Origin of the sequence: Telluria antibiotica (genome assembly GCF_011682055.1) — a bacterium.
In the GTDB taxonomy this organism is placed as follows: domain Bacteria; phylum Pseudomonadota; class Gammaproteobacteria; order Burkholderiales; family Burkholderiaceae_D; genus Telluria; species Telluria antibiotica.
The window spans coordinates 139,462-157,982 of sequence record NZ_JAAQOM010000011.1 but is presented as its reverse complement, the minus strand read 5'-3'; the positions used below and the strand labels follow the sequence as shown (position 1 = coordinate 157,982).

At 68.7% G+C, this 18,521-nt stretch carries 17 protein-coding genes; 10 read left to right on the top strand and 7 right to left on the bottom strand.

All coding sequences use genetic code 11. From position 1 onward, the window contains the following. Positions 1 to 120: 120 nt before the first annotated feature. From HAV22_RS18680 to HAV22_RS18670, 3 genes are read left to right on the top strand one after another with little or no spacing between them, the layout of a single operon-like run. A complete protein-coding gene (locus HAV22_RS18680; protein ID WP_166861142.1) occupies positions 121 to 1,239 on the top strand; it encodes a Re/Si-specific NAD(P)(+) transhydrogenase subunit alpha in 1,119 nt (372 codons plus the stop codon). A gap of 16 nt (positions 1,240 to 1,255) precedes the next feature. Next, on the top strand, positions 1,256 to 1,609 hold the full coding sequence (locus tag HAV22_RS18675; RefSeq protein WP_166861140.1) for an NAD(P) transhydrogenase subunit alpha part 2: 354 nt from the start codon (positions 1,256 to 1,258) through the stop codon (positions 1,607 to 1,609). After that, positions 1,606 to 3,063 carry an NAD(P)(+) transhydrogenase (Re/Si-specific) subunit beta gene (locus HAV22_RS18670; protein ID WP_166861139.1) on the top strand — a complete coding sequence of 486 codons (1,458 nt, stop codon included), beginning with the start codon at positions 1,606 to 1,608 and terminating at the stop codon, positions 3,061 to 3,063. Before HAV22_RS18675 ends, HAV22_RS18670 begins: the two co-directional genes overlap by 4 nt. A gap of 137 nt (positions 3,064 to 3,200) precedes the next feature. On the opposite strand, the gene HAV22_RS18665 is transcribed toward HAV22_RS18670, so the two are convergent. The 4 genes from HAV22_RS18665 to HAV22_RS18650 are packed head-to-tail and all read right to left on the bottom strand — an operon-like array spanning position 3,201 to position 7,495. Further along, a complete protein-coding gene (locus HAV22_RS18665; protein ID WP_166861137.1) occupies positions 3,201 to 4,373 on the bottom strand; it encodes an FAD-dependent monooxygenase in 1,173 nt (390 codons plus the stop codon). Further along, positions 4,366 to 5,700: a Xaa-Pro aminopeptidase gene (pepP, locus tag HAV22_RS18660; protein ID WP_229421307.1), complete on the bottom strand. Its 1,335-nt coding sequence runs from the start codon at positions 5,698 to 5,700 to the stop codon at positions 4,366 to 4,368. The genes HAV22_RS18665 and pepP overlap by 8 nt, the downstream gene beginning before the upstream one ends. After that, positions 5,700 to 6,425 (bottom strand): N-acetylmuramate alpha-1-phosphate uridylyltransferase MurU, encoded by a 726-nt coding sequence (gene murU, locus HAV22_RS18655; RefSeq protein ID WP_166861133.1) that lies wholly within the window; start codon positions 6,423 to 6,425, stop codon positions 5,700 to 5,702. Before murU ends, pepP begins: the two co-directional genes overlap by 1 nt. Positions 6,426 to 6,436: 11 nt before the next feature. Next, positions 6,437 to 7,495: an aminoglycoside phosphotransferase family protein gene (locus HAV22_RS18650; RefSeq protein ID WP_166861131.1), complete on the bottom strand. Its 1,059-nt coding sequence runs from the start codon at positions 7,493 to 7,495 to the stop codon at positions 6,437 to 6,439. Between the two features lie 95 nt (positions 7,496 to 7,590). Here HAV22_RS18650 and HAV22_RS18645 point away from each other — a divergent pair, with 95 nt between their 5' ends. The 4 genes from HAV22_RS18645 to rsmA are packed head-to-tail and all read left to right on the top strand — an operon-like array spanning position 7,591 to position 13,196. Beyond that, positions 7,591 to 9,867 carry an LPS-assembly protein LptD gene (locus HAV22_RS18645; protein WP_166861129.1) on the top strand — a complete coding sequence of 759 codons (2,277 nt, stop codon included), beginning with the start codon at positions 7,591 to 7,593 and terminating at the stop codon, positions 9,865 to 9,867. 46 nt (positions 9,868 to 9,913) lie between these two features. Then, positions 9,914 to 11,359 (top strand): peptidylprolyl isomerase, encoded by a 1,446-nt coding sequence (locus tag HAV22_RS18640; RefSeq protein WP_166861127.1) that lies wholly within the window; start codon positions 9,914 to 9,916, stop codon positions 11,357 to 11,359. A gap of 3 nt (positions 11,360 to 11,362) precedes the next feature. Next, positions 11,363 to 12,412, top strand: a complete 1,050-nt coding sequence (pdxA, locus tag HAV22_RS18635) for a 4-hydroxythreonine-4-phosphate dehydrogenase PdxA (RefSeq protein ID WP_166861125.1) — start codon at positions 11,363 to 11,365, stop codon at positions 12,410 to 12,412. 4 nt (positions 12,413 to 12,416) lie between these two features. Further along, positions 12,417 to 13,196 (top strand): 16S rRNA (adenine(1518)-N(6)/adenine(1519)-N(6))-dimethyltransferase RsmA, encoded by a 780-nt coding sequence (rsmA, locus tag HAV22_RS18630; RefSeq protein WP_166861123.1) that lies wholly within the window; start codon positions 12,417 to 12,419, stop codon positions 13,194 to 13,196. 164 nt (positions 13,197 to 13,360) lie between these two features. On the opposite strand, the gene HAV22_RS18625 is transcribed toward rsmA, so the two are convergent. Both HAV22_RS18625 and HAV22_RS18620 read right to left on the bottom strand, forming a co-directional pair. After that, complete coding sequence (locus HAV22_RS18625; protein WP_166861121.1) at positions 13,361 to 14,080, bottom strand: anti-sigma factor family protein; 720 nt, start codon at positions 14,078 to 14,080, stop codon at positions 13,361 to 13,363. An 8-nt stretch (positions 14,081 to 14,088) separates the two neighbouring features. Beyond that, a complete protein-coding gene (locus HAV22_RS18620) occupies positions 14,089 to 14,565 on the bottom strand; it encodes an RNA polymerase sigma factor (protein ID WP_166861119.1) in 477 nt (158 codons plus the stop codon). A gap of 95 nt (positions 14,566 to 14,660) precedes the next feature. On the opposite strand from HAV22_RS18620, the gene HAV22_RS18615 reads away from it, so the two are divergent. Further along, positions 14,661 to 15,944 carry a S8 family serine peptidase gene (locus tag HAV22_RS18615; RefSeq protein WP_229421306.1) on the top strand — a complete coding sequence of 428 codons (1,284 nt, stop codon included), beginning with the start codon at positions 14,661 to 14,663 and terminating at the stop codon, positions 15,942 to 15,944. Between the two features lie 106 nt (positions 15,945 to 16,050). Then, a complete protein-coding gene (locus HAV22_RS18610) occupies positions 16,051 to 17,226 on the top strand; it encodes a hypothetical protein (RefSeq protein ID WP_166861117.1) in 1,176 nt (391 codons plus the stop codon). A gap of 19 nt (positions 17,227 to 17,245) precedes the next feature. On the opposite strand, the gene HAV22_RS18605 is transcribed toward HAV22_RS18610, so the two are convergent. After that, positions 17,246 to 18,082 carry a DUF6851 domain-containing protein gene (locus tag HAV22_RS18605; protein ID WP_166861115.1) on the bottom strand — a complete coding sequence of 279 codons (837 nt, stop codon included), beginning with the start codon at positions 18,080 to 18,082 and terminating at the stop codon, positions 17,246 to 17,248. 237 nt (positions 18,083 to 18,319) lie between these two features. Here HAV22_RS18605 and HAV22_RS18600 point away from each other — a divergent pair, with 237 nt between their 5' ends. After that, positions 18,320 to 18,514, top strand: a complete 195-nt coding sequence (locus HAV22_RS18600) for a hypothetical protein (RefSeq protein WP_166861113.1) — start codon at positions 18,320 to 18,322, stop codon at positions 18,512 to 18,514. Positions 18,515 to 18,521 lie beyond the last annotated feature (7 nt).

Below are 18,521 nucleotides of genomic sequence, written 5' to 3'. Positions count from 1 at the left end.
AGTCCACCGCACGCGGTGCCATGAAAATTGCCGATCTGTTTACGAAAAACCACTCATCTGTATTGATCGCGGGCATTACATGCTAGATTGTGGACAGTTTATCAATTATACGGAGGCATCATGAGAATTGGTGTGCCGGCCGAAACGAGGCCGGGCGAGACGCGTGTCGCTGCAACTCCCGAAACCGTCAAGAAGCTGGCCGCGCAGCACGAAGTCCTCGTGCAAGCGGGTGCCGGCGTCCATGCTGCCGCGATCGACGACGCGTATGTCGCCGCCGGGGCCCGCATCGTCACGGCGGCGGAGGCGTTCGGCGCGGACCTCGTCCTCAAAGTGCGCAGCCCCGATGCCGACGAGCGCGCGCTGATGAAGCCTGGCGCCGCCCTCGTCGGCATGCTGAATCCGTTCGATACGGACAACCTCGCCGCGCTGGCGCAGCAGCAGGTCACCGCGTTCGCGCTGGAAGCGGCACCCCGCATCACGCGCGCGCAGTCGATGGACGTGCTGTCGTCGCAGGCCAACATCGCCGGCTACAAGGCCGTGATCGTGGCCGCGAACGCGTACCAGCGCTTCATGCCGATGCTGATGACGGCCGCCGGCACCGTGAAGGCGGCGCGCGTGTTGATCATGGGCGTCGGTGTCGCGGGCCTGCAGGCCATCGCCACCGCGAAGCGGCTGGGCGCCGTCATCGAGGCTTCCGACGTGCGCCCGCCCGTGAAGGAACAGGTGGAATCGCTGGGCGCCAAGTTCATCGACGTGCCGTTCCTTACGGACGAGGAACGCGAGATCGCGAAAGGCGTGGGCGGCTACGCGCGTCCGATGCCCGCCGACTGGATGCGGCGCCAGGCGGAGCTCGTGCACGAGCGCGCGAAGCTGGCCGACATCGTCATCACGACGGCGCTGATCCCCGGCCGCAAGGCTCCGGTACTGATCTCGGAAGAGACAGTGCGCGCGATGAAGCCGGGTTCCGTGATCGTCGACATGGCCATCGAGCAGGGCGGCAATTGCCCGCTCACGGAGCTGGGCAAGACGGTGATCAAGCATGGCGTGACGATCGTCGGCGAGCCGAACCTGCCGGCGCTCGTGGCGGCCGACGCGTCCGCGCTGTACGCGCGCAACGTGCTGGACTTTTTGAAGCTCGTGATCGACAAGGACGGCAAGCTCGTCATCGACCGCGAGGACGAGATCGTGCGTGCGGTGCTCGTCGCGATCGACGGCGACGTGCTGCGCAAGGCGGCATAACCAAGAGGGGGACGTCATGGAAATCAGCCATACCATCATCAACCTGATCATCTTCGTGCTGGCGATCTACGTCGGCTACCACGTCGTGTGGACCGTCACGCCCGCGCTGCACACGCCGCTGATGGCGGTGACGAACGCCGTGTCCGCGATCATCATCGTCGGCGCCATGCTGGCAGCCGGCCTGACGGAAGGCTTGACCGGGCAGATCGCCGGTACGATCGCCGTCGCGCTGGCGGCCGTCAACGTGTTCGGCGGCTTCCTCGTCACGCAGCGCATGCTGGAGATGTTCAAGAAGAAGGAACCCAAAGCGAAGGCCGCGCCTGCCGGCCAGGATGCCGCCGGCGCTGCACGTGCCAAGGAGACCGCATGAACATGATCAGCATGAACGTCGTGACGCTCTTGTACCTCGTGGCGTCCGTCTGCTTCATCCAGGCGTTGAAGGGCTTGTCGTCGCCCGCGTCCGCGCGCATGGGCAACGCGTTCGGCATGACGGGCATGGGCATTGCCGTCGTCACGACCATCGCCCTGATGTTCAAGCTGAAGGAGCAGATGCAGACGGGCGGCATGGGCTTCGGCCTTGTGCTGCTGGGTGTCGTCGTCGGCGGCGCGATCGGTGCCGTCGCCGCGAAACGCGTCGAGATGACCAAGATGCCGGAACTGGTCGCCGCCATGCACTCGCTGATCGGTCTCGCCGCCGTGTGCATCGCCATCGCGGCCGTGTCGGAGCCGTGGGCCTTCAACATCGCCGCGCGCGGCGAAGGCCTCCCGTTCGGCAACCGCCTGGAACTGTTCATCGGCACGTTCGTCGGCGCCGTCACGTTCTCCGGCTCCGTGATCGCGTTCGGCAAGCTGGCCGGCAAATATAAATTCCGCCTGTTCCAGGGCGCGCCCGTGCGCTATCCGGGCCAGCACCTGATCAACCTGATCGTCGCCCTCGCCATCATCGGCCTCGGTCTCGTGTTCTGCTTCTCGGGCGGCACGGCACCCGCGTGGACGCCGTACATCGTGATGGCCGTGCTGTCGTTCGTGCTGGGCGTGTTGATCATCATCCCGATCGGCGGCGCCGACATGCCCGTCGTCGTGTCGATGCTGAACTCGTACTCGGGCTGGGCGGCCGCGGGCATCGGCTTCTCGCTCAACAACTCGATGCTGATCATCGCGGGTTCGCTCGTCGGCTCGTCCGGCGCGATCCTCTCGTACATCATGTGCAAGGCGATGAACCGCTCGTTCTTCAACGTGATCCTCGGCGGCTTCGGCGGCGAGGCGGCAGTGGCGGACGCGGGCGGGGCGAAGGAACAGCGTCCGGTGAAATCGGGCTCGCCGGAAGACGCGGCGTTCATCCTGCAGAACGCGGAATCCGTGATCATCGTGCCGGGCTACGGCCTCGCGGTGGCGCGCGCGCAGCACACGGTGAAGGAGCTGGTCGACAAGCTGACGGAACACGGCGTGCAGGTGCGCTACGCGATCCACCCGGTGGCGGGCCGCATGCCGGGCCACATGAACGTGCTGCTGGCGGAAGCGGAAGTGCCGTACGACCAGGTGGCGGAGATGGAAGACATCAACGGCGAGTTCGGCCAGACGGACGTGGTGCTCGTGCTGGGCGCGAACGACGTCGTGAACCCGGCCGCGAAGGACCCGAAGTCGCCGATCGCGGGCATGCCGATCCTCGAGGCCTATAAGGCCAAGAGCATCATCGTCAACAAGCGGTCGATGGCGTCGGGGTATGCGGGGCTCGACAACGACCTGTTCTACCAGCCGAACACGATGATGGTGTTTGGCGATGCGAAGAAGGTCATCGAGTCGATGGTCAAAGCGGTCGAGTGAACCCGCATCGCTGACGTAGGGTGGGCACCCCGTGCCCACGCGAACGCCAACGTACCGCAAACGTCCGCGTGGGCTCGTTTCATTTGGGGCCCCCGGCCCCAAATGCCCACCCTACGCGATATCGAACGTGTCGATTGTCAGCGGCGCCCGAACATCATCAGGTCGGCAAGGAGCATCCGCGCCGGTTTGACGGTATCCAGCGCCGCCAGCGCGAGCCCGAACACGGGCTGCAGCGGCCCCGTGTTCGCGAACACGCGCGCCATCGCGTCCGTCGTGTGGATGATGGCGCCGCGGTCGCGTGCGCGTTCTTCGGCGAAGCGCGCCAGCGCGTGCGCGATGCCGTGATCCCCGTCGATGCCGCGCGCCAGCAGCCTGGCCAGCACCGCCGCATCGCGCAGCCCGAGATTCAAGCCTTGTCCCGCGACCGGATGCAGCGTTTGCGCCGCATTCCCGATGGCGACCGTGCGCGCGCTGAAACGCGGGTCGGCATTCAGCCCCAGCGGGAACGCGGCCCGCGCCGCCACGCGCGTAAAGGTGCCGAGGCGTTCGCCGAATGCGTCGCCCAGCTGGCGCAGGAAGTCGTCCTCGCCCAGGTCGAGCAGCTGCTGCGCGCGTTCCGGCCGCACGCACCACACGAGCGCGTACTGGTGGCCGTCGGGGCCGTCCTGCGGCAGCAGGGCGAGCGGGCCTTCGTCCGTGAAGCGTTCGAAGGCGCGGTGCGCGATCGGCGCACTCGTCGAGACGCGGGCGATGACGGCCGTCTGCACGTAGTCGCGCCGCTGCGTTTTTTCCGCCTGCTCGCCGAACACGCCGCCTTCCGCCTGCACGGCCACCTTCGCCCGGAGTGTCCGGCCATCGTCCAGGTCCAGCACGCCGCCGCCGCGGTCTTCGTGCAGCGCGGCCACGCGCACGGGGCGCAGCACGCGCACGCCCGCGCGCGCGCAGGCGCGGGACAACGCGTCGACCACGTCGCCGTAGCGCGCCACATAGCCCAGCGCATCGACCCTGTGTTCCGCGCGGTCCAGCATGCTGCGGCCCAGGTGGCCGCGGCGCGACACGTGGATCTCATGGATCGGCGTCGCGTGCGGCTGCACGTTGGCCCAGGCGCCCACGTCGACGAGCAGCATGCGGCTGCCCCACGACAGCGCGATCGAGCGCGGATCGGAGATGGCCTGGCCCAGCGCCTTCGCGTCGATGAGGACGATGCGCTCGCCCGCGACGCCGCGGTGCGCCATCAGTGCCGCCAGCGCGAGCCCGACGGGCCCGGCGCCGCATATGGCGACGTCCGCGTGCAGGTCCTGTTCAGCCATGCGCCGTCCCCACGATCGCTTCGATCTCCGCCACCGTCTTCGGCGCGGACGCCGTCAGCAGGCGGTAACCGTCTGCCGTGACGACGACGTCGTCCTCGATGCGGATGCCGATGTGCCAGAAGCGCTCCGGCACGCCGGCGGCGGGACGCACGTAGATGCCCGGTTCCACCGTCACGACCATGCCCGGCACCAGCGGCCGCGAGGGTTTGTCGGGATGCGTGACGTCGCGGTAGGCGCCCACGTCGTGCACGTCCATGCCGAGCCAGTGGCCCGTGCCGTGCATGTAGAACGGGACGTGGGCCTTGGCGGCGATGGCGTCGTCCACGTTCGCGTAGGTCGATGCATCGACGAGGCCCAGGTCGAGCATGCCCTGCACGAGCACGCGCAGCGCCGCCTCGTGGAAGGCGCTGTACGGACGGCCGGGCGCGATGGCGGCAAACGCCGCGTCCTGCGCGGCCAGCACCAGTTCGTACAAGGTGCGCTGCGCCTCGGTGAAGCGGCCGTTCACGGGGAACGTGCGCGTGATGTCGGACGCGTAGCCATCCAGCTCGCAGCCCGCGTCGATCAGCACGAGGTCGCCGTCCTGCATCTGCCGGTCATTGACGTTGTAGTGCAGGACGCACGCGTTCGGGCCCGACGCCACGATCGGCGTGTAGGCGGGGAACTGGGCGCCGTTCTTGCGGAACGCGTACAGCAGTTCCGCTTCCAGCTCGTACTCGAACATGCCGGGGCGTGCCGCGCGCATCGCACGCGCGTGCGCGCCGCCCGAGATGTCACCGGCGCGCAGCATCAGCGCCTGTTCGTCGGCGTCCTTCACGAGGCGCATCTCGTCCAGCAGCGGCAGCAGGTTCACGAACGTGCCGGGCGCGGTCGTACCCGTACGGCCTTGTGCGCGCACGGCCTTGATCCAGCTGGTCACCTGCGCGTCGAGCGCGGCGTTCGAGGCCAGCGCGTAGTACAGCGCGGACGCGTTGGGGAGGATGCGTGCCATGTGCGTATCGAGTTCGCCGATCGGGTACGCGTCGTCGAATCCGAACGCCGTGCGCGCCGCTTCCGGGCCGTGGCGGTAGCCGTCCCAGATCTCGCGCTCCACGTTCTTCTCGCGGCAGAACAGGATGGCGCGCGCGGGCTTGTCGCCTTGCGCGGCGACGAGCACGAGCACGCTTTCCGGTTCCGTGAAACCGGTCAGGTAATAAAAATGGCTGTCGTGCCGGTACGGATAGTCGCTGTCGGCGTTGCGCGCGACTTCCGGCGCCGTGGCCAGCACGGCGACGCTGCCTTCCTGCATCTGCGCGGCCAGGCGCGCGCGGCGTGCCGCGTAATCCATCAGGTGCCCGCTTTCGGCTTGGAACCGGGCGGCGCGTTCAGTTCTTCCAGCTGGCGCACGGTGCCCACATTGACCCATTGGCCGTCGTAGATTTCACCGCCGATGCGACCCAGGTCAATGAACTTGCGCATCAGGGGGCCGAGCCGCGAAACTTCGCCGGGCTTGATCCCGTCAAACATCTCGGGACGATAGACGCCGATGTTCGAGAAATTCCATTTCGGGGTGCCATCGTTCGACAGCGTGTACATCGTCAGGCCGAAGTCGCCGTCCGGGTTGTGCCACGGGTTCGGCGTCAGGTACAGCCAGGCGATGTCGCGCTTCTCGGGCGGAATGGGCTGGCCGACGGCGTCGGTGTCCTTCAGCACGTCCTTGACCTGGTCGAAGTCGAAGTAGGGCGCGTAGATGTCGCCGGAGACGGCCAGGAACGGTTCGTCACCCAGCAGGTGCAGCGCGTTGGCGATGCCGCCGGCCGTTTCCAGCGGCGTCGGCTCGTGCGAGTAGACGATGCGCGCGCCGTAGCGGCTGCCGTCGCCCAGCTCTTCCTCGATCATGTGGCCGAGGTGGGAGTGGTTGATGACGATGTCCGGCATGCCGGCGCGCACGAGGTTCAGCACGTGCCACGTGATGAGGGGACGGCCGCGCACCTTGAGCAGGGGCTTCGGGCAGGTGTCGGTCAGCGGACGCATCCGCTCGCCGCGGCCTGCGGCGAAGATCATGGCTTTCATCGGATCGACTTTTAAAAGGTGTAGCCGACCTGCGGCGCCTTGTCCTCGAAGGCGTCGAGCAGGCGTACGAGCGGGCGCAGTTCGGTGTAGCGGTGGGCGGTCTTGCGCACGTATTCCATCACCGTGGGCAGGTCCCCCATATAGGTGGACTTGCCGTCGCGGTAGTTCAGGCGGCAGAAGATGCCCAGGATTTTCAGGTGGCGCTGCAAGCCCATGTACTCGAAGTCGCGGTAGAACGCGTCGATGTCCGGATTGACGGGCAGCCCGACCTGCTTCGCGCTCTGCCAGTAACGCACGACCCAGTCCAGCACGAATTCCTCGTCCCACTGGATGTACGCGTCGCGCAGCAGCGACGCCAGGTCGTAGGTGACGGGGCCGTAGACGGCATCCTGGAAGTCCAGCACGCCCGGGTTGCCCTGGTCGAGGAACATCAGGTTGCGGGAATGGAAATCGCGGTGCATGTAGACTTGCTGTTGCGCCAACACGTTGGCCGTGATGGCCTCGAACACCTTGTCGAGCTGGGCGCGCTGGGCGTCGTCCAGCTGCACGCCCAGGTGACGGCCGATGAACCACTCGGGGAAGATGTTCAGTTCGCGCAGCACGAAGGCGCGGTCGAATTCGGGCAGCACGCCGGGCTGGCTCGCGAGCTGGAACTTGATCAGCGCGTCGACGGCGTCCGAGTACATGAACGACGCATTGTCGACGTCCAGGCGCTGCAGGTACGTCGTCGTGCCGAGGTCGGACAGCAGCAGGAAGCCGGCTTCCACGTTGCGGGCCACGATGGCGGGCACGGTGACGCCGGCATCGCGCAGCAGGCCGGCCACGTTGATGAACGCGGGTACGTTTTCGCGCTCCGGCGGGGCGTCCATCGCGACGAGGGTGGCGCCCAGCTTGTCGCGTAGCGCCGGCACAACATCGAGGCGGAAATAGCGGCGGAAACTCGCATCCGTCGACGCGGGGCGCACGGTGGCGACGTCGACGAGGTCGAGCGAACCGAGCCATTCTGTCAACAGGGCGAGGCGGGTATCCTTGTCGTGGGAGGTGGGAGCGTGTTGAGACTGAGAAGACATGAAGCGTCCCGGTGAAACGGGTTGGTGATAGGAATTCCCATATAATACGAGATTCAATCCAAAAAATCGCCCTCTATGGTGCAACGCGATCTTTCATGAGCTGGATGACGGCCCTACCATTCCCGCCGCGGCGAACCGCCGCCCTGTCCGCCCTCGTGGCCATGGCCGCGGGGCCGTTGTATGCACAGACGGCAGCGCAGCCGGCGGCCGCGCCCATGCCCGCGCCGGCCCATCCGAACGAGCAGGATCTTCCGATCACGATGCGTGCGGAGGAATTCAGCGGCCGCCCCGATCGCATCCTGAACATGGTGCGCAACGTCGAGATCACGCGCGGCGCCACCGGCGTCACGGCCGACACGGCCTGCTACCGCCGCGTCGAGGACGAGGTCACGGCCGAAGGCAATATCACGATGTGGCGCTTCGGCGACCGCTACAAGGGCGATGCCCTGCAACTGAACCTGGAAACGGGCAAGGGCTGGGTGCTGCACCCCGCATACCGCCTGCATGTGAACAATGCGCAGGGCAGGGCCGACCGCATCAACTTCCTCGGCGAGGACGAGGCCGTCGTCGTCGACGGCACGTACAGCACGTGCGAAGGCCCCAATCCCGACTGGTACCTGAAGTCCAGCACCCTGCGCCTGGACCAGGGCCGCGACATCGGCACGGCGGGCAAGACCATCATCTATTTCAAGGACGTGCCCATCATCGGCACGCCGGCGATGTCGTTCTCGCTGTCGGGCGCACGCCGCTCCGGCTGGCTGCCGCCCACGATCGGCCTGGGCTCCAAGGGCTCGGCCGAGCTGATGGTGCCGTACTACGTCAACATCGCGCCGAACCGCGACCTGACGCTGTTCCCGCGCTACATCTTCGCGCGCGGCCTGCAGCTGGGCGCGACGGGGCGCTACTTGGGCGAGACGGGCGCAGGCGCATACAGCGGCGAGAGCCACGTGGAATTCCTCGCGAACGACGGCCTGGCACACCGCAACCGCTGGTGGGTCGACACCCTGCACAACCAGGCGCTGGCGCCGGGCTGGGCGTTCGGCTGGAACGCGCATGCGGCGTCCGACAACGAATACCCGTCCGACTTCTCGCGCACCGTCGCCGCCAGCGCCGTGCGCCAGCTCGTGCGCGAACTGCACACGGAGTACTACGGCCAGTACTGGAACCTGACGGCCCGCGTGCAGGACTTCCAGATCCTGCAGGACCCGGGCGCCGTGCTGAATCCGGCGCTGACGGTGGCGACGCCGTACAACCGCCTGCCCCAGGTTAACTTTCACGCCGGCCGCTACGACGTGCTGGGCGGCTTCGACTGGGCGGTCGACGCCGAGGCCGTGCGCTTCTCCCATCCGGACGAGAAGCAGGTGCAGGGCAACCGCGCCAACTTCGTCGGCCAGGTCAGCTATCCGTGGGTGCATCCGGGCTGGTTCATCACGCCCAAGGTCATGCTGCACGCGACGCAGTACGACCTGACGAGCAACGTCAACAACGACAACCACATCTCGCGCGTGCTGCCCACGTTCTCGCTGGACGGCGGCATGACGTTCGAGCGCAAGTCGTCGCTGTTCGGCCCGGACGGCACACAGACCCTGGAGCCGCGCCTGTTCTACGTGCGCACGCCGTACAAGAAGCAGGACGACATCCCCAATTTCGACACGGGCGTGGCGGGCTTCAACTACGCCCAGCTGTTCACGGAAAACCGCTTCGTCGGTGCCGACAAGGTGTCGGACGCGAACCAGCTGACGGCGGCGATCGTGTCGCGCTTCATCGAGTCCGACGGCGCCGAGCGCCTGCGCCTGGCCGTCGGCAACCGCTATTATTTCTCCGACCCCAGCGTGCGCCTGAATTCGAGCGAGCCACGCAACCAGACGCGCTCGGACGCGCTGGTGGCGGCGTCGGGCCGCATCTCGGAGTCGTGGACCGTCGACAGCGGCGTACAATACGATGCACAGGCGCGCAGCCTGTACAGCTCGAATTTCGGGGTGCAATGGCAGCCGGCCCCGATGAAGGTGTTGAACCTGGAATACCGCTTCCAGCGCGACACCTTCGGCCTTGCCAACGGCTTCCGCAACGTCGACGTGTCGGGCCAGTGGCCGCTGACGCAGCGCTGGTATGGCGTGAGCCGGGTCAGCTACTCGACGCGCGACCGCAAACTGCTCGAGAGCCTCGTGGGGCTCGAGTACAAGGCGGATTGCTGGGTCTTCCGCATGGGCGCACAGCGTTTCGTGACCGCCGCGCAGACCCTCTCCACGACGAGCTTCTTCCAGCTCGAGCTGAACGGCCTGTCGCACCTCGGCGTCGGCAACGCGCTGGATACCTTCAACAAGAGCATCCCCGGCTACACCCGGCTGAATACCAACGTCGGCCGCCCCTGACCGGTCCATGGACAACCCGTTACCTGAAATGAGTGCTTTCCTGAATATGCGTACTACCCGTCTGTCCCCACGCCGTCCGCACCAGCTCAAGCTGGCGGCGGTGCTGCTGTGCGCCTTCGCCGCCGGCGACGTCCTGGCCCAGGCCGCACCGGCCGCTCCTGCTGCCGCTCCCGCCGCCAAGCCGGCCGCCGCTGCGCCGGCAACGGCGTCGACGAAGCCGGGCACCGGCTTCCTGCCGCCGGCGTCCAGCAATGCCCACGTGATCGATTCCGTGTACGTGATCGTCAACGACGAAGTCATCACGAAGCGCGACGTCGAGCAGCGCGTGGCCGAGATCATCCAGCGCCTGAAGGCCCAGGGCGCGCAGATGCCGGCCGAGGAAGACCTGCGCCGCCAGGTCGTCGAGGCCATGATCACCGAACGCGCCCAACTCCAGATGGCCAAGGAAATGGGCGTGCGCGTCGACGACACGACGCTCGACCGCGCCATCGGCCGCATCGCCGAGAACCAGAAGATGAGCGTGCAGGACATGCGCAACGCGATGGAGAAGGAGGGCCTGCCGTTCTCCAAGTTCCGCGAGCAGATCCGCAACGAGATCATGATGCAGCGCCTGATCGAGCACGAAGTCGACAGCAAGATCCAGGTCACGGACGCCGAGATCGACACGTACATGGCCGCCGAGAAGGCCGCCGCGGCCGACAAGGTCGAGGTGGACATCGCGCAGATCCTCGTGCGCATCCCGGAAAACGCGTCGCCCGAGCAGATTGCCGCGCGCAAGGCCCGCGCCGACGAAGTCGCGCGCCAGCTGCGCACGGGTGCGGACTTCGCCAAGATGGCCGCTACGTATTCCGATTCGCCGGACGCACTGAAGGGCGGTGCCGTCGGCTGGCGCGACCCGGACCGCCTGCCCCCGATCTTCGCGAGCGAACTGCACAAGCTGAAGCCGGGCCAGGTCACGCCCGTGATCCGTACCAACGTCGGCTTCCACATCATCAAGCTGGTCAATGAACGCAAGCTGGAAAGCGAGCAGAAGCCCGACCAGGCCGTCGTGCAGCAGACGCACGCGCGCCACATCCTGCTGAAGATCACGCCGACGCAGACCGAGGACGAAGCCCGCAAGAAGCTCGAAGACATCCGCCAGAAGATCGTGAGCAAGCAGGCCACGTTCGAAGACATGGCGCGCCAGTTCTCGCAGGACGGTTCGGCGTCGAAGGGCGGCGACCTGGGCTGGCTGTTCCCGGGCGACGCGATGCCTGAATTCGAGAATCCGATGAACGCGCTGAAACCGGGCGACGTGTCCGAGGTCATCAAGACCCCGCTGGGCCTGCACATCGTGCAAGTCGTCGAGCGCAAGTCGGAAGACGTGTCGAAGGAGAAGGAACGCTCGGCCGCGCGCCAGGTCCTCACCGACCGCAAGCGCCAGGAAGCGCTGGAAGACTGGAGCCGCCAGGTCCGCGACCGCGCCTACGTCGAGTTCCGCGAGGACAAATAAGCGATGTCCCCGGCAGGCACACGCCCCACGCTCGCCATCACGGTGGGCGAGCCGGCCGGCATCGGTCCGGAGATCTCGATCCGCGCGGCGTGGGCGCTGCGCGGCGCGGCCCGGTGCGTGCTCGTGGGCGATGCCGCCTTCTTGTCGCTGACGGCGAGCCTGATCGACCCGGCGATCCGCCTGTCCGCGATCTCCACGCTCGCACTGCGCCATAGCGGCCTGCCGCACTTCGGCCAGGACGTCATCCCCGTCGTCGATGTGCCGCTCGACGCCCACGTCGTGCCGGGCAAGCTGGATGCCGCCAACGGCCGCGCCGTGCTCGCGACGCTCGACCTCGCGATCGAGGGCACGCAGGCCGGCTGGTGGGATGCCATCGTCACGGCCCCGCTGCAGAAGAGCACCATCAACGATGCGGGTGTCGCGTTTTCCGGCCACACGGAATACCTGGCCGAGAAGACGCAGACGCCCAAGGTCGTCATGATGCTCGCCGGCTCGCCCGGTAACGATCAACCGTATCTGCGCGTGGCGCTGGCGACGACGCACCTGCCGCTGAAGGACGTCCCGGATGCGATCACGCGGGACAGCCTCGCGCAGGTGCTGGACATCCTGCACGCGGACCTCGTGCAGAAGTTCGGCATCGCGTCGCCGCGCATCCTCGTGACGGGCCTGAACCCGCACGCGGGCGAGAACGGCTACCTGGGCCGCGAAGAGATCGACGTGATCGAACCGGTGCTGGCCGACGCGCGCAGCCGCGGCATCGACGCACGCGGCCCATACCCGGCCGACACGCTGTTCCAGCCGAAGTATCTGCAGCACGCCGATGCCGTGCTGGCCATGTACCACGACCAGGGCCTGCCCGTGCTCAAGTACGCGACGTTCGGCCGCGGCGTCAACATCACGCTCGGCCTGCCTTTGATCCGCACGTCCGTCGACCACGGCACGGCGCTCGACCTGGCCGAGAAAGGCCTGGGGCAGGCCGATTGCGGCAGCATGGAAGAGGCGATCCGCGTCGCCGTCGCCATGGTGCGCGCACAACAGCAACAACCCGCATAAGACAATGAAACACGTAGCCCGCAAGCGCTTCGGCCAGAACTTCCTGACCGACGACCACGTCCTCCACGACATCATCGAATCGATCGGCCCGCGCCGCGGCGACACCATGGTCGAAATCGGCCCTGGCCTGGCCGCGATGACGGCGCTGCTGCTCAAGGAGCTGGACCACATGCACGTGGTCGAGCTGGACCGCGACCTCGTCGCGCGCCTGGAAAAATCGTATCCGCGCGAACGCCTGACGGTCCACTCGGGCGACGCGCTGAAGTTCGATTTCGGCAGCATTCCCGTCCCGGAAGGGAAGAAGCTGCGCGTGGTGGGCAACCTGCCGTACAACATCTCGAGCCCGCTGCTGTTCCACCTGGCCGACTTCGCCCACCTCATCGAGGACCAGCACTTCATGCTGCAGAAAGAGGTCGTGGAGCGCATGGTGGCGGAGCCGGGCACGAAAGCGTACAGCCGCCTGTCCGTGATGCTGCAGTGGCGCTACGACATGGCCATGCTGTTCGTCGTGCCGCCCACGGCGTTCGATCCGCCGCCGCAAGTCGATTCCGCCATCGTGCGCATGGTGCCGACGAAGCGCCAGCTGCCGGCCGACGCGCGTACCCTGGAAGCCGTCGTGCAGAAGGCGTTCTCGCAGCGCCGCAAGGTGATCCGCAACTGCGTGGCCGGCATGTTCACCGAGCAGCAGCTCGTCGACGCCGGCATCGACCCGGGCGCGCGCCCGGAAGCCGTGGGGCTGGAACAGTACGTGGCGCTCGCCAACATACTGAAGCCGCTGGCCTGACGCGCCTCGGCGCCTGTTCCAACGAACCCTCGCGAACCGCATACGTTACGCGTGGGCACGGGGTGCCCACCCTACCAGGGTACCGAGATAGATCGTAGGGTGGGCACCCCTGTGCCCACGCGGACGTTCGCGAACCACGTACGTTACGCCACCGAGATAGGTTCTTAGCGGCCGGCCTGCCAGCCGCGGGCCCGCGCCGCTTCTTCTCCCGCCGCGTCGAGCGGCTTGCCCGCGATGCGTTCGTCGACGGCGTCCAGCACGGCCGCCGGCAACGCGCTGCCGGCCTGGCGGTAGCCGCCGGCGGCCTCGGGCGCCGTTTCCGACAGCACGGGAATCTTCCATTGCCCGCCCGCGCGGCACGCGAGGCCGGCCGACGTCCCCATGACGAAGGTGCGGCAGTAATCGCCGTCGCGGGCGGCGAAGCTGACGCCGACCTTGACCTTCCCGCTGCCCTGGCCGCCGACCTGGCTGTCGAGCGCGGACGCGAGTTCGCCCCGCGCCACCACCTGGCCGCCGTTGCCGGCGATGGCGGGCGCGCCGCCGGGGAGGGCCTTGCCGGCCAGGACGCCGACGACGAGCATCGCCGCCAGCGCACCCCATTCCGGCCACGACCACGTGCGGCGCGCCTTCGCGGCCGTGCGCTCGGCCCGCGCCGCATCGAGCGACAGCACCGGCGCCGGCGCGGGCGGCTGCAGCCGCGCGGGCACGGGCTCGTCGAGGATGCCGGCAAAGGCGGCGGCGACGTCGGACCGCAGCGCGCGGTGGTTGGCCACGGCATTGGCGACGGCCGGGTCGTCGCGCATCGCCTGTTCGATGGCGGCGCGCTCCTGGGGATCGAGCTCGCCGTCGGCATAGGCCATCAGGGTTTCATCGGAAAATCTCATCGTGTCCTCTAGGTCTGATCGGCGAGCAACTGCTGCAGGGCGTCGCGGGCGCGGGCGAGGCGGCTGGTGAGCGTGCCGATGGGGATCTCCAGCACCTCGGCGGCTTCCTTGTACGGCAAGCCGTCCACCAGCACGAGGCCGACGACGAGCCGGTGCTCCTCGGACAGCAGGCTGATCGCCTTCTGGACCGCGAGCCGCTGCTGGTGCGCCTGCGCCGTATCGTCGCCCACATGTTCACCTTCCTCCTCCGGCGCGAACAGCTCGGCGCGCCGGGTGCGGCTGCGTACTTCGTCGATCCATGCGTTCTTGATGATCCGGAAGAGCCAGCTGTCGAGCCGCGTCCCCGGTTCCCACTGTTCGCTGCGGCCGAGCGCGCGCTCCATTGCGATCTGCACCACGTCGTCCGCATCTTCGCGGTGAAAGGTCAGCGCCCGCGCAAAACGGCGCATGCGGGGCAGTAGGGCGGCAATCTCGTCGGCAAGCATGAACAGTGTCTATGTCAGGTAAACGATCCGAACGGGGATTTTCTTCCCAACCCCGTTCGTTTATACGGTATCGCCCAATCATATATGATCTCCTCATGAAATTCCCTTTCGTAAACATGCGTGTCGCCACGGTCGCCGTGCTGCTGGGCGCGGCGGCATCCGCGCACGCGCAGCTGGGCCTGCCGTCGCTGCCGCTGCCGGGGCGCATCGGGCCGGTGGGGCTGGACGGCCTGCGGCGTCCCGTCGACCGCCTGCTCGACCGGGCGCCGCTGCCGGACCTCGGCAGCCTGCGCCTCGACACCGTCAAACAATTGCTGCGCAATCATCCTGACCAGCTCGAGGCGGATCCGCGCGGCGAACCGGCGCTGCGGGGCGAGGTGCTCGCGTGGTCGCCGTCGGATGCGGCGCTGCAGGCCGCGCGCGGCGCGGGGGCGACGATCGTCAGCGACGACGTGCTGCCGGGGCTGGGCGACCGCATGGTCGTGCTGCGCCTGCCGGCCGGTGCGTCGACAGCCGCGATGGTCGAGCGCCTGCGCGCCATCGATCCGGACGGCAGCTACGATTTCAATCACGTCTATACCGGAAGCGGCGCGGCGGGCGGTGCTCGTGCGGGCGATGGGGCCGCGGTGCGCGTCGGCCTCGTGGACAGCGGCGTCGACGGCGATCATCCCGTCTTCGAGGACGCCGCCATCACGCGCTGGGGCTGCGGCGGCCAGGCCGTCCCCGCGCCGCACGGCACGGCGGTGGCGGCGCTGATGGTCGGGCGCTCCGACCACCTGCACGGCGCGGCGCCCGGCGCCTCGTTGTACGCGGCAGACGTGTATTGCGGCAGCCCGGTGGGCGGCGCCGCGGACCGCATCGCCGCCGCGCTGGGCTGGCTCGACCAGCAGGCGGTCGGCGTCGTGAACATCAGCCTCGTCGGGCCGTCGAACGCGCTGCTGGCGCGCGCCGTCGCCGCGATGCAGGCGCATGGCCACCTGCTCGTGGCGGCCGTCGGCAATGACGGGCCTGCGGCACCGCCGCTGTACCCGGCCAGCTATCCCGGCGTCGTCGGCGTGACGGGCGTCGACCGGCGGGGCAAGCCGTTGCCGGAAGCGGCGCGCGGCCCGCAAGTGAAATTCGCGGCGCCCGGCAGCCAGATGGTCAGCGCCGCGCCGGGCACGCCGCCGTACCGCCAGGTGCGCGGGACGTCGTTCGCGGCACCCATCGTCGCCGCGTTGCTGGCGCAGCGCCTGCCCAGGCCCGATCGCGCCGGCGCCGCGCGCGCCGTGGACGCGCTCGCGCGCGAGGCCGGCCATGGCCAGGCCGTCGCCAACGACGAGATCGGATACGGCATCGTTGGCGCCGACGTGCGCACTGACCCGTCCGACCTGCGCTGAAAAAAATTTTAAAAATATTTTGGAAGGGATGGAAGAAAACGGCGAGCTGGTCCGTTTTCCAAGTATCGGCGGCGTACTTTGCCGCTCACTGACAAGGAGAACAGACATGAAAGCCAAACAGATTGCCCACCACATCGCCCTCATCCTCGCCATCGGCATGACCCACCAGGCGCATGCGCAGCTGCTCGGCGGCCGCATGGGCGGCTCGCTGGGCGGTTCCATCGGCGGCATGATCGGCGGTGGCGGCATGGGCGGCATGGGCCGCATGGATTCGATGGGTGGCCTGCGCGGCGACGGCCGCATCGTCCGCGATGCGACGGACGATGTCCGCGGCGGTGCGAACCGCGGTGCCGATGCGGCGGGTCACGCAAACCGCGGCACGACGGACACCGCCGGCGCGGCGCACGGCACGGCGGACGGGGCGCGCGGCAATGGCGTCCTCGGTGCCGACGTGGCCGGCCGCGCGACCCGCGGCACCGGAGACATCACCGGCATGGCGCATGGCGCAGGCGACGGCGCGGCCGGCGCGAGCCGCAGCGGCGGCCAGGCTGCGGGCAATGCGTCCGGCAGCGGTGCCCTCGACGGCGCGCTGAGCGCGTCGCGTCAGCCGGCCCCGGCCTCGAGCACCGGTGCGACCCAATCCGCACCCCAGGCGGCAACCCAGCCCGCGACCCAGCCAGCCGCACCGGCGCAGCGTTCGGGCCTGTTGTCGGGCATGGGCGGTCTCGGCGGGAACGCCTCCGGCACGGCCGGTGCGGAACGTTCGGCGTCCGTCGATGCGGGCAACGGTAGAACCTCGGCCCGCGCCGACGGTTCCGGTTCGGCCGGCGTGGACGGCAGCGGCGCGGCCAGCGCCTTCGGCAGTGCTGCCGGCGCGGCAGGCCAGGCACGCGACCGCATGGTGACCACCGGCAGCGAAGCGGCCGGCACCGCCCGCGGTGCGGCGGGCCAGGCACATGACCGTGCGACGACGGCCGGCAGCGAAGCGGTCGGCACGGCGCGCAACGCAGCAGGCGCGGCACGCGACCGCGTGGCGACCACGGGCAGTGCAGCGGCTGGCACGGCGCGCGGTGCGGCCGGCCAGGCACGCGACCGTGTCGCGAACACTGGCGGCGAGGCGGCCGGTGCCGCGCGGGGTGCCGCCCACGCGGTGCGCGACGGGGCATCGGGCTTGAACGGCAGCGTGGCGCTGGACGGCAGCGCGGGCGGCTCGGCGTCGGGCAGCGCGGGCGGTTCGTCCACGGGCGCGAGCCAGGCGTCGAGCGGCGCGTCGCACAAATAAGCCGGCAGCGGGGAGGCGCCTACAGCTTCCCCCGCCAATACCGGCGCGCCTTGTCGAACACGCGCGCGCCGACCTTTCTTCCGAACGCCTGCGCATCGTCGCGGGCGTTCGTCATTCCGGCCGTAGCCGCCTGCGTGAACGTGGTCCAGCGCGCGCCCGCGCCCAGCCGGTCGCTGCCCGTGAAGCGGCGCAGGACCTCGGCGGCGCAGCCGGCCAACACGGCCGGATCGTCGCGCGCCGCGCGCGCGGCGTCGGCCAGGCCATGGGCCAGCACGACGAACAGCAGCACGTCGCGGTCGTCGTCGTAGCCGTCGCGCAGCGCGACGTGCCGGGCCAGGCGGCACCAGTGCTGCAGCGTGCGCATGGCGGCAGCAGGTTGCGGCGCGGCCGTGCGCGGTTCGGCGGCCTCGGGCGGCAGCGGTGCGAACGGTGGCCCGTTCCGGCCGTCGAGCGCAGCCGCCGCCTGGGCCAGGCCGATGCCCGCAGGACTGAACCGGGCGGCGGCCGCGGCCGGATCGAGGCCCAGGATCGCCATGCGCGCGTCCGCGTCCGGCCGCGCGTGCGGGAGCAGACCGACGAGTACGTGGCGCGCCGCATGGCTCATCGCGGCGGCCTTGCTGGCGGCGTCGCGTTCGGCGCGCGGCAGGCGGACGGCCACGCCGTGCACGGTCTGGCGCGCGCTGCCGTCGTAGGCGGCCCACGCGTTGTACATGGCGCCGTGCAGCAGCGCGAGCGCATGCGCGCCGAGCGGACGTGTGCCGATCGCCCGCAGCGCGACGGCGTTCCAGCCGCGCACCGTGCCGGCCGTCCGCGCCGCCCCGTTCGCATCGAGTTGCAGGATGTTCCAGCGTTTCATGTCGCCTCCACGTGTGCCGCAGAGGAGTATCGCCAGCGCAGCCGGTGCGGCTGTTGAGCGTACGCATGCGCGGGCGGACGTGCCGCAACGCACCATCGCGTTTTTACGCCTTTTATCCTGCGTTTTGTGCAGTTCGTCGCAGTCCGGTGGAAGCCAAGGGCGCGTGCGCCTACAGTGACATCATCCGAAGCCGATCACGGCGCCGACCCAACCGACGAACCTTCAAGGAGAAGCAAAATGAACGTCCTCAAGAACATGGAAGCCATTTTCCTCGCCGCCGCCGTCCTCGTCGGTGTCACCAGCGCCGCACAGGCCGCCAGCGTCGCCAAGCACGCCCGCTACGACGCCCAGGTGACGATCGAAGGCCAGCAGATGGCCGTCGTCAAAGTCACGGCGAAGCGCCTCCCGGCCGCCGCCAAAGCCGCCATCTGATCCACGC

Coding starts and splice junctions, on each gene's coding strand:
- HAV22_RS18600 (WP_166861113.1), top strand. CDS start 18,320: ATGAACGTCCTCAAGAACATGGAAGCCATTTTCCTCGCCGCCGCCGTC.
- HAV22_RS18605 (WP_166861115.1), bottom strand. CDS start 18,082: ATGAAACGCTGGAACATCCTGCAACTCGATGCGAACGGGGCGGCGCGG.
- HAV22_RS18665 (WP_166861137.1), bottom strand. CDS start 4,373: ATGGCTGAACAGGACCTGCACGCGGACGTCGCCATATGCGGCGCCGGG.
- HAV22_RS18640 (WP_166861127.1), top strand. CDS start 9,914: ATGCGTACTACCCGTCTGTCCCCACGCCGTCCGCACCAGCTCAAGCTG.
- HAV22_RS18615 (WP_229421306.1), top strand. CDS start 14,661: ATGAAATTCCCTTTCGTAAACATGCGTGTCGCCACGGTCGCCGTGCTG.
- HAV22_RS18650 (WP_166861131.1), bottom strand. CDS start 7,495: ATGTCTTCTCAGTCTCAACACGCTCCCACCTCCCACGACAAGGATACC.
- HAV22_RS18680 (WP_166861142.1), top strand. CDS start 121: ATGAGAATTGGTGTGCCGGCCGAAACGAGGCCGGGCGAGACGCGTGTC.
- HAV22_RS18670 (WP_166861139.1), top strand. CDS start 1,606: ATGAACATGATCAGCATGAACGTCGTGACGCTCTTGTACCTCGTGGCG.
- HAV22_RS18675 (WP_166861140.1), top strand. CDS start 1,256: ATGGAAATCAGCCATACCATCATCAACCTGATCATCTTCGTGCTGGCG.
- HAV22_RS18625 (WP_166861121.1), bottom strand. CDS start 14,080: ATGAGATTTTCCGATGAAACCCTGATGGCCTATGCCGACGGCGAGCTC.
- pepP (WP_229421307.1), bottom strand. CDS start 5,700: ATGGATTACGCGGCACGCCGCGCGCGCCTGGCCGCGCAGATGCAGGAA.
- pdxA (WP_166861125.1), top strand. CDS start 11,363: ATGTCCCCGGCAGGCACACGCCCCACGCTCGCCATCACGGTGGGCGAG.
- HAV22_RS18620 (WP_166861119.1), bottom strand. CDS start 14,565: ATGCTTGCCGACGAGATTGCCGCCCTACTGCCCCGCATGCGCCGTTTT.
- rsmA (WP_166861123.1), top strand. CDS start 12,417: ATGAAACACGTAGCCCGCAAGCGCTTCGGCCAGAACTTCCTGACCGAC.
- HAV22_RS18645 (WP_166861129.1), top strand. CDS start 7,591: ATGAGCTGGATGACGGCCCTACCATTCCCGCCGCGGCGAACCGCCGCC.
- HAV22_RS18610 (WP_166861117.1), top strand. CDS start 16,051: ATGAAAGCCAAACAGATTGCCCACCACATCGCCCTCATCCTCGCCATC.
- murU (WP_166861133.1), bottom strand. CDS start 6,425: ATGAAAGCCATGATCTTCGCCGCAGGCCGCGGCGAGCGGATGCGTCCG.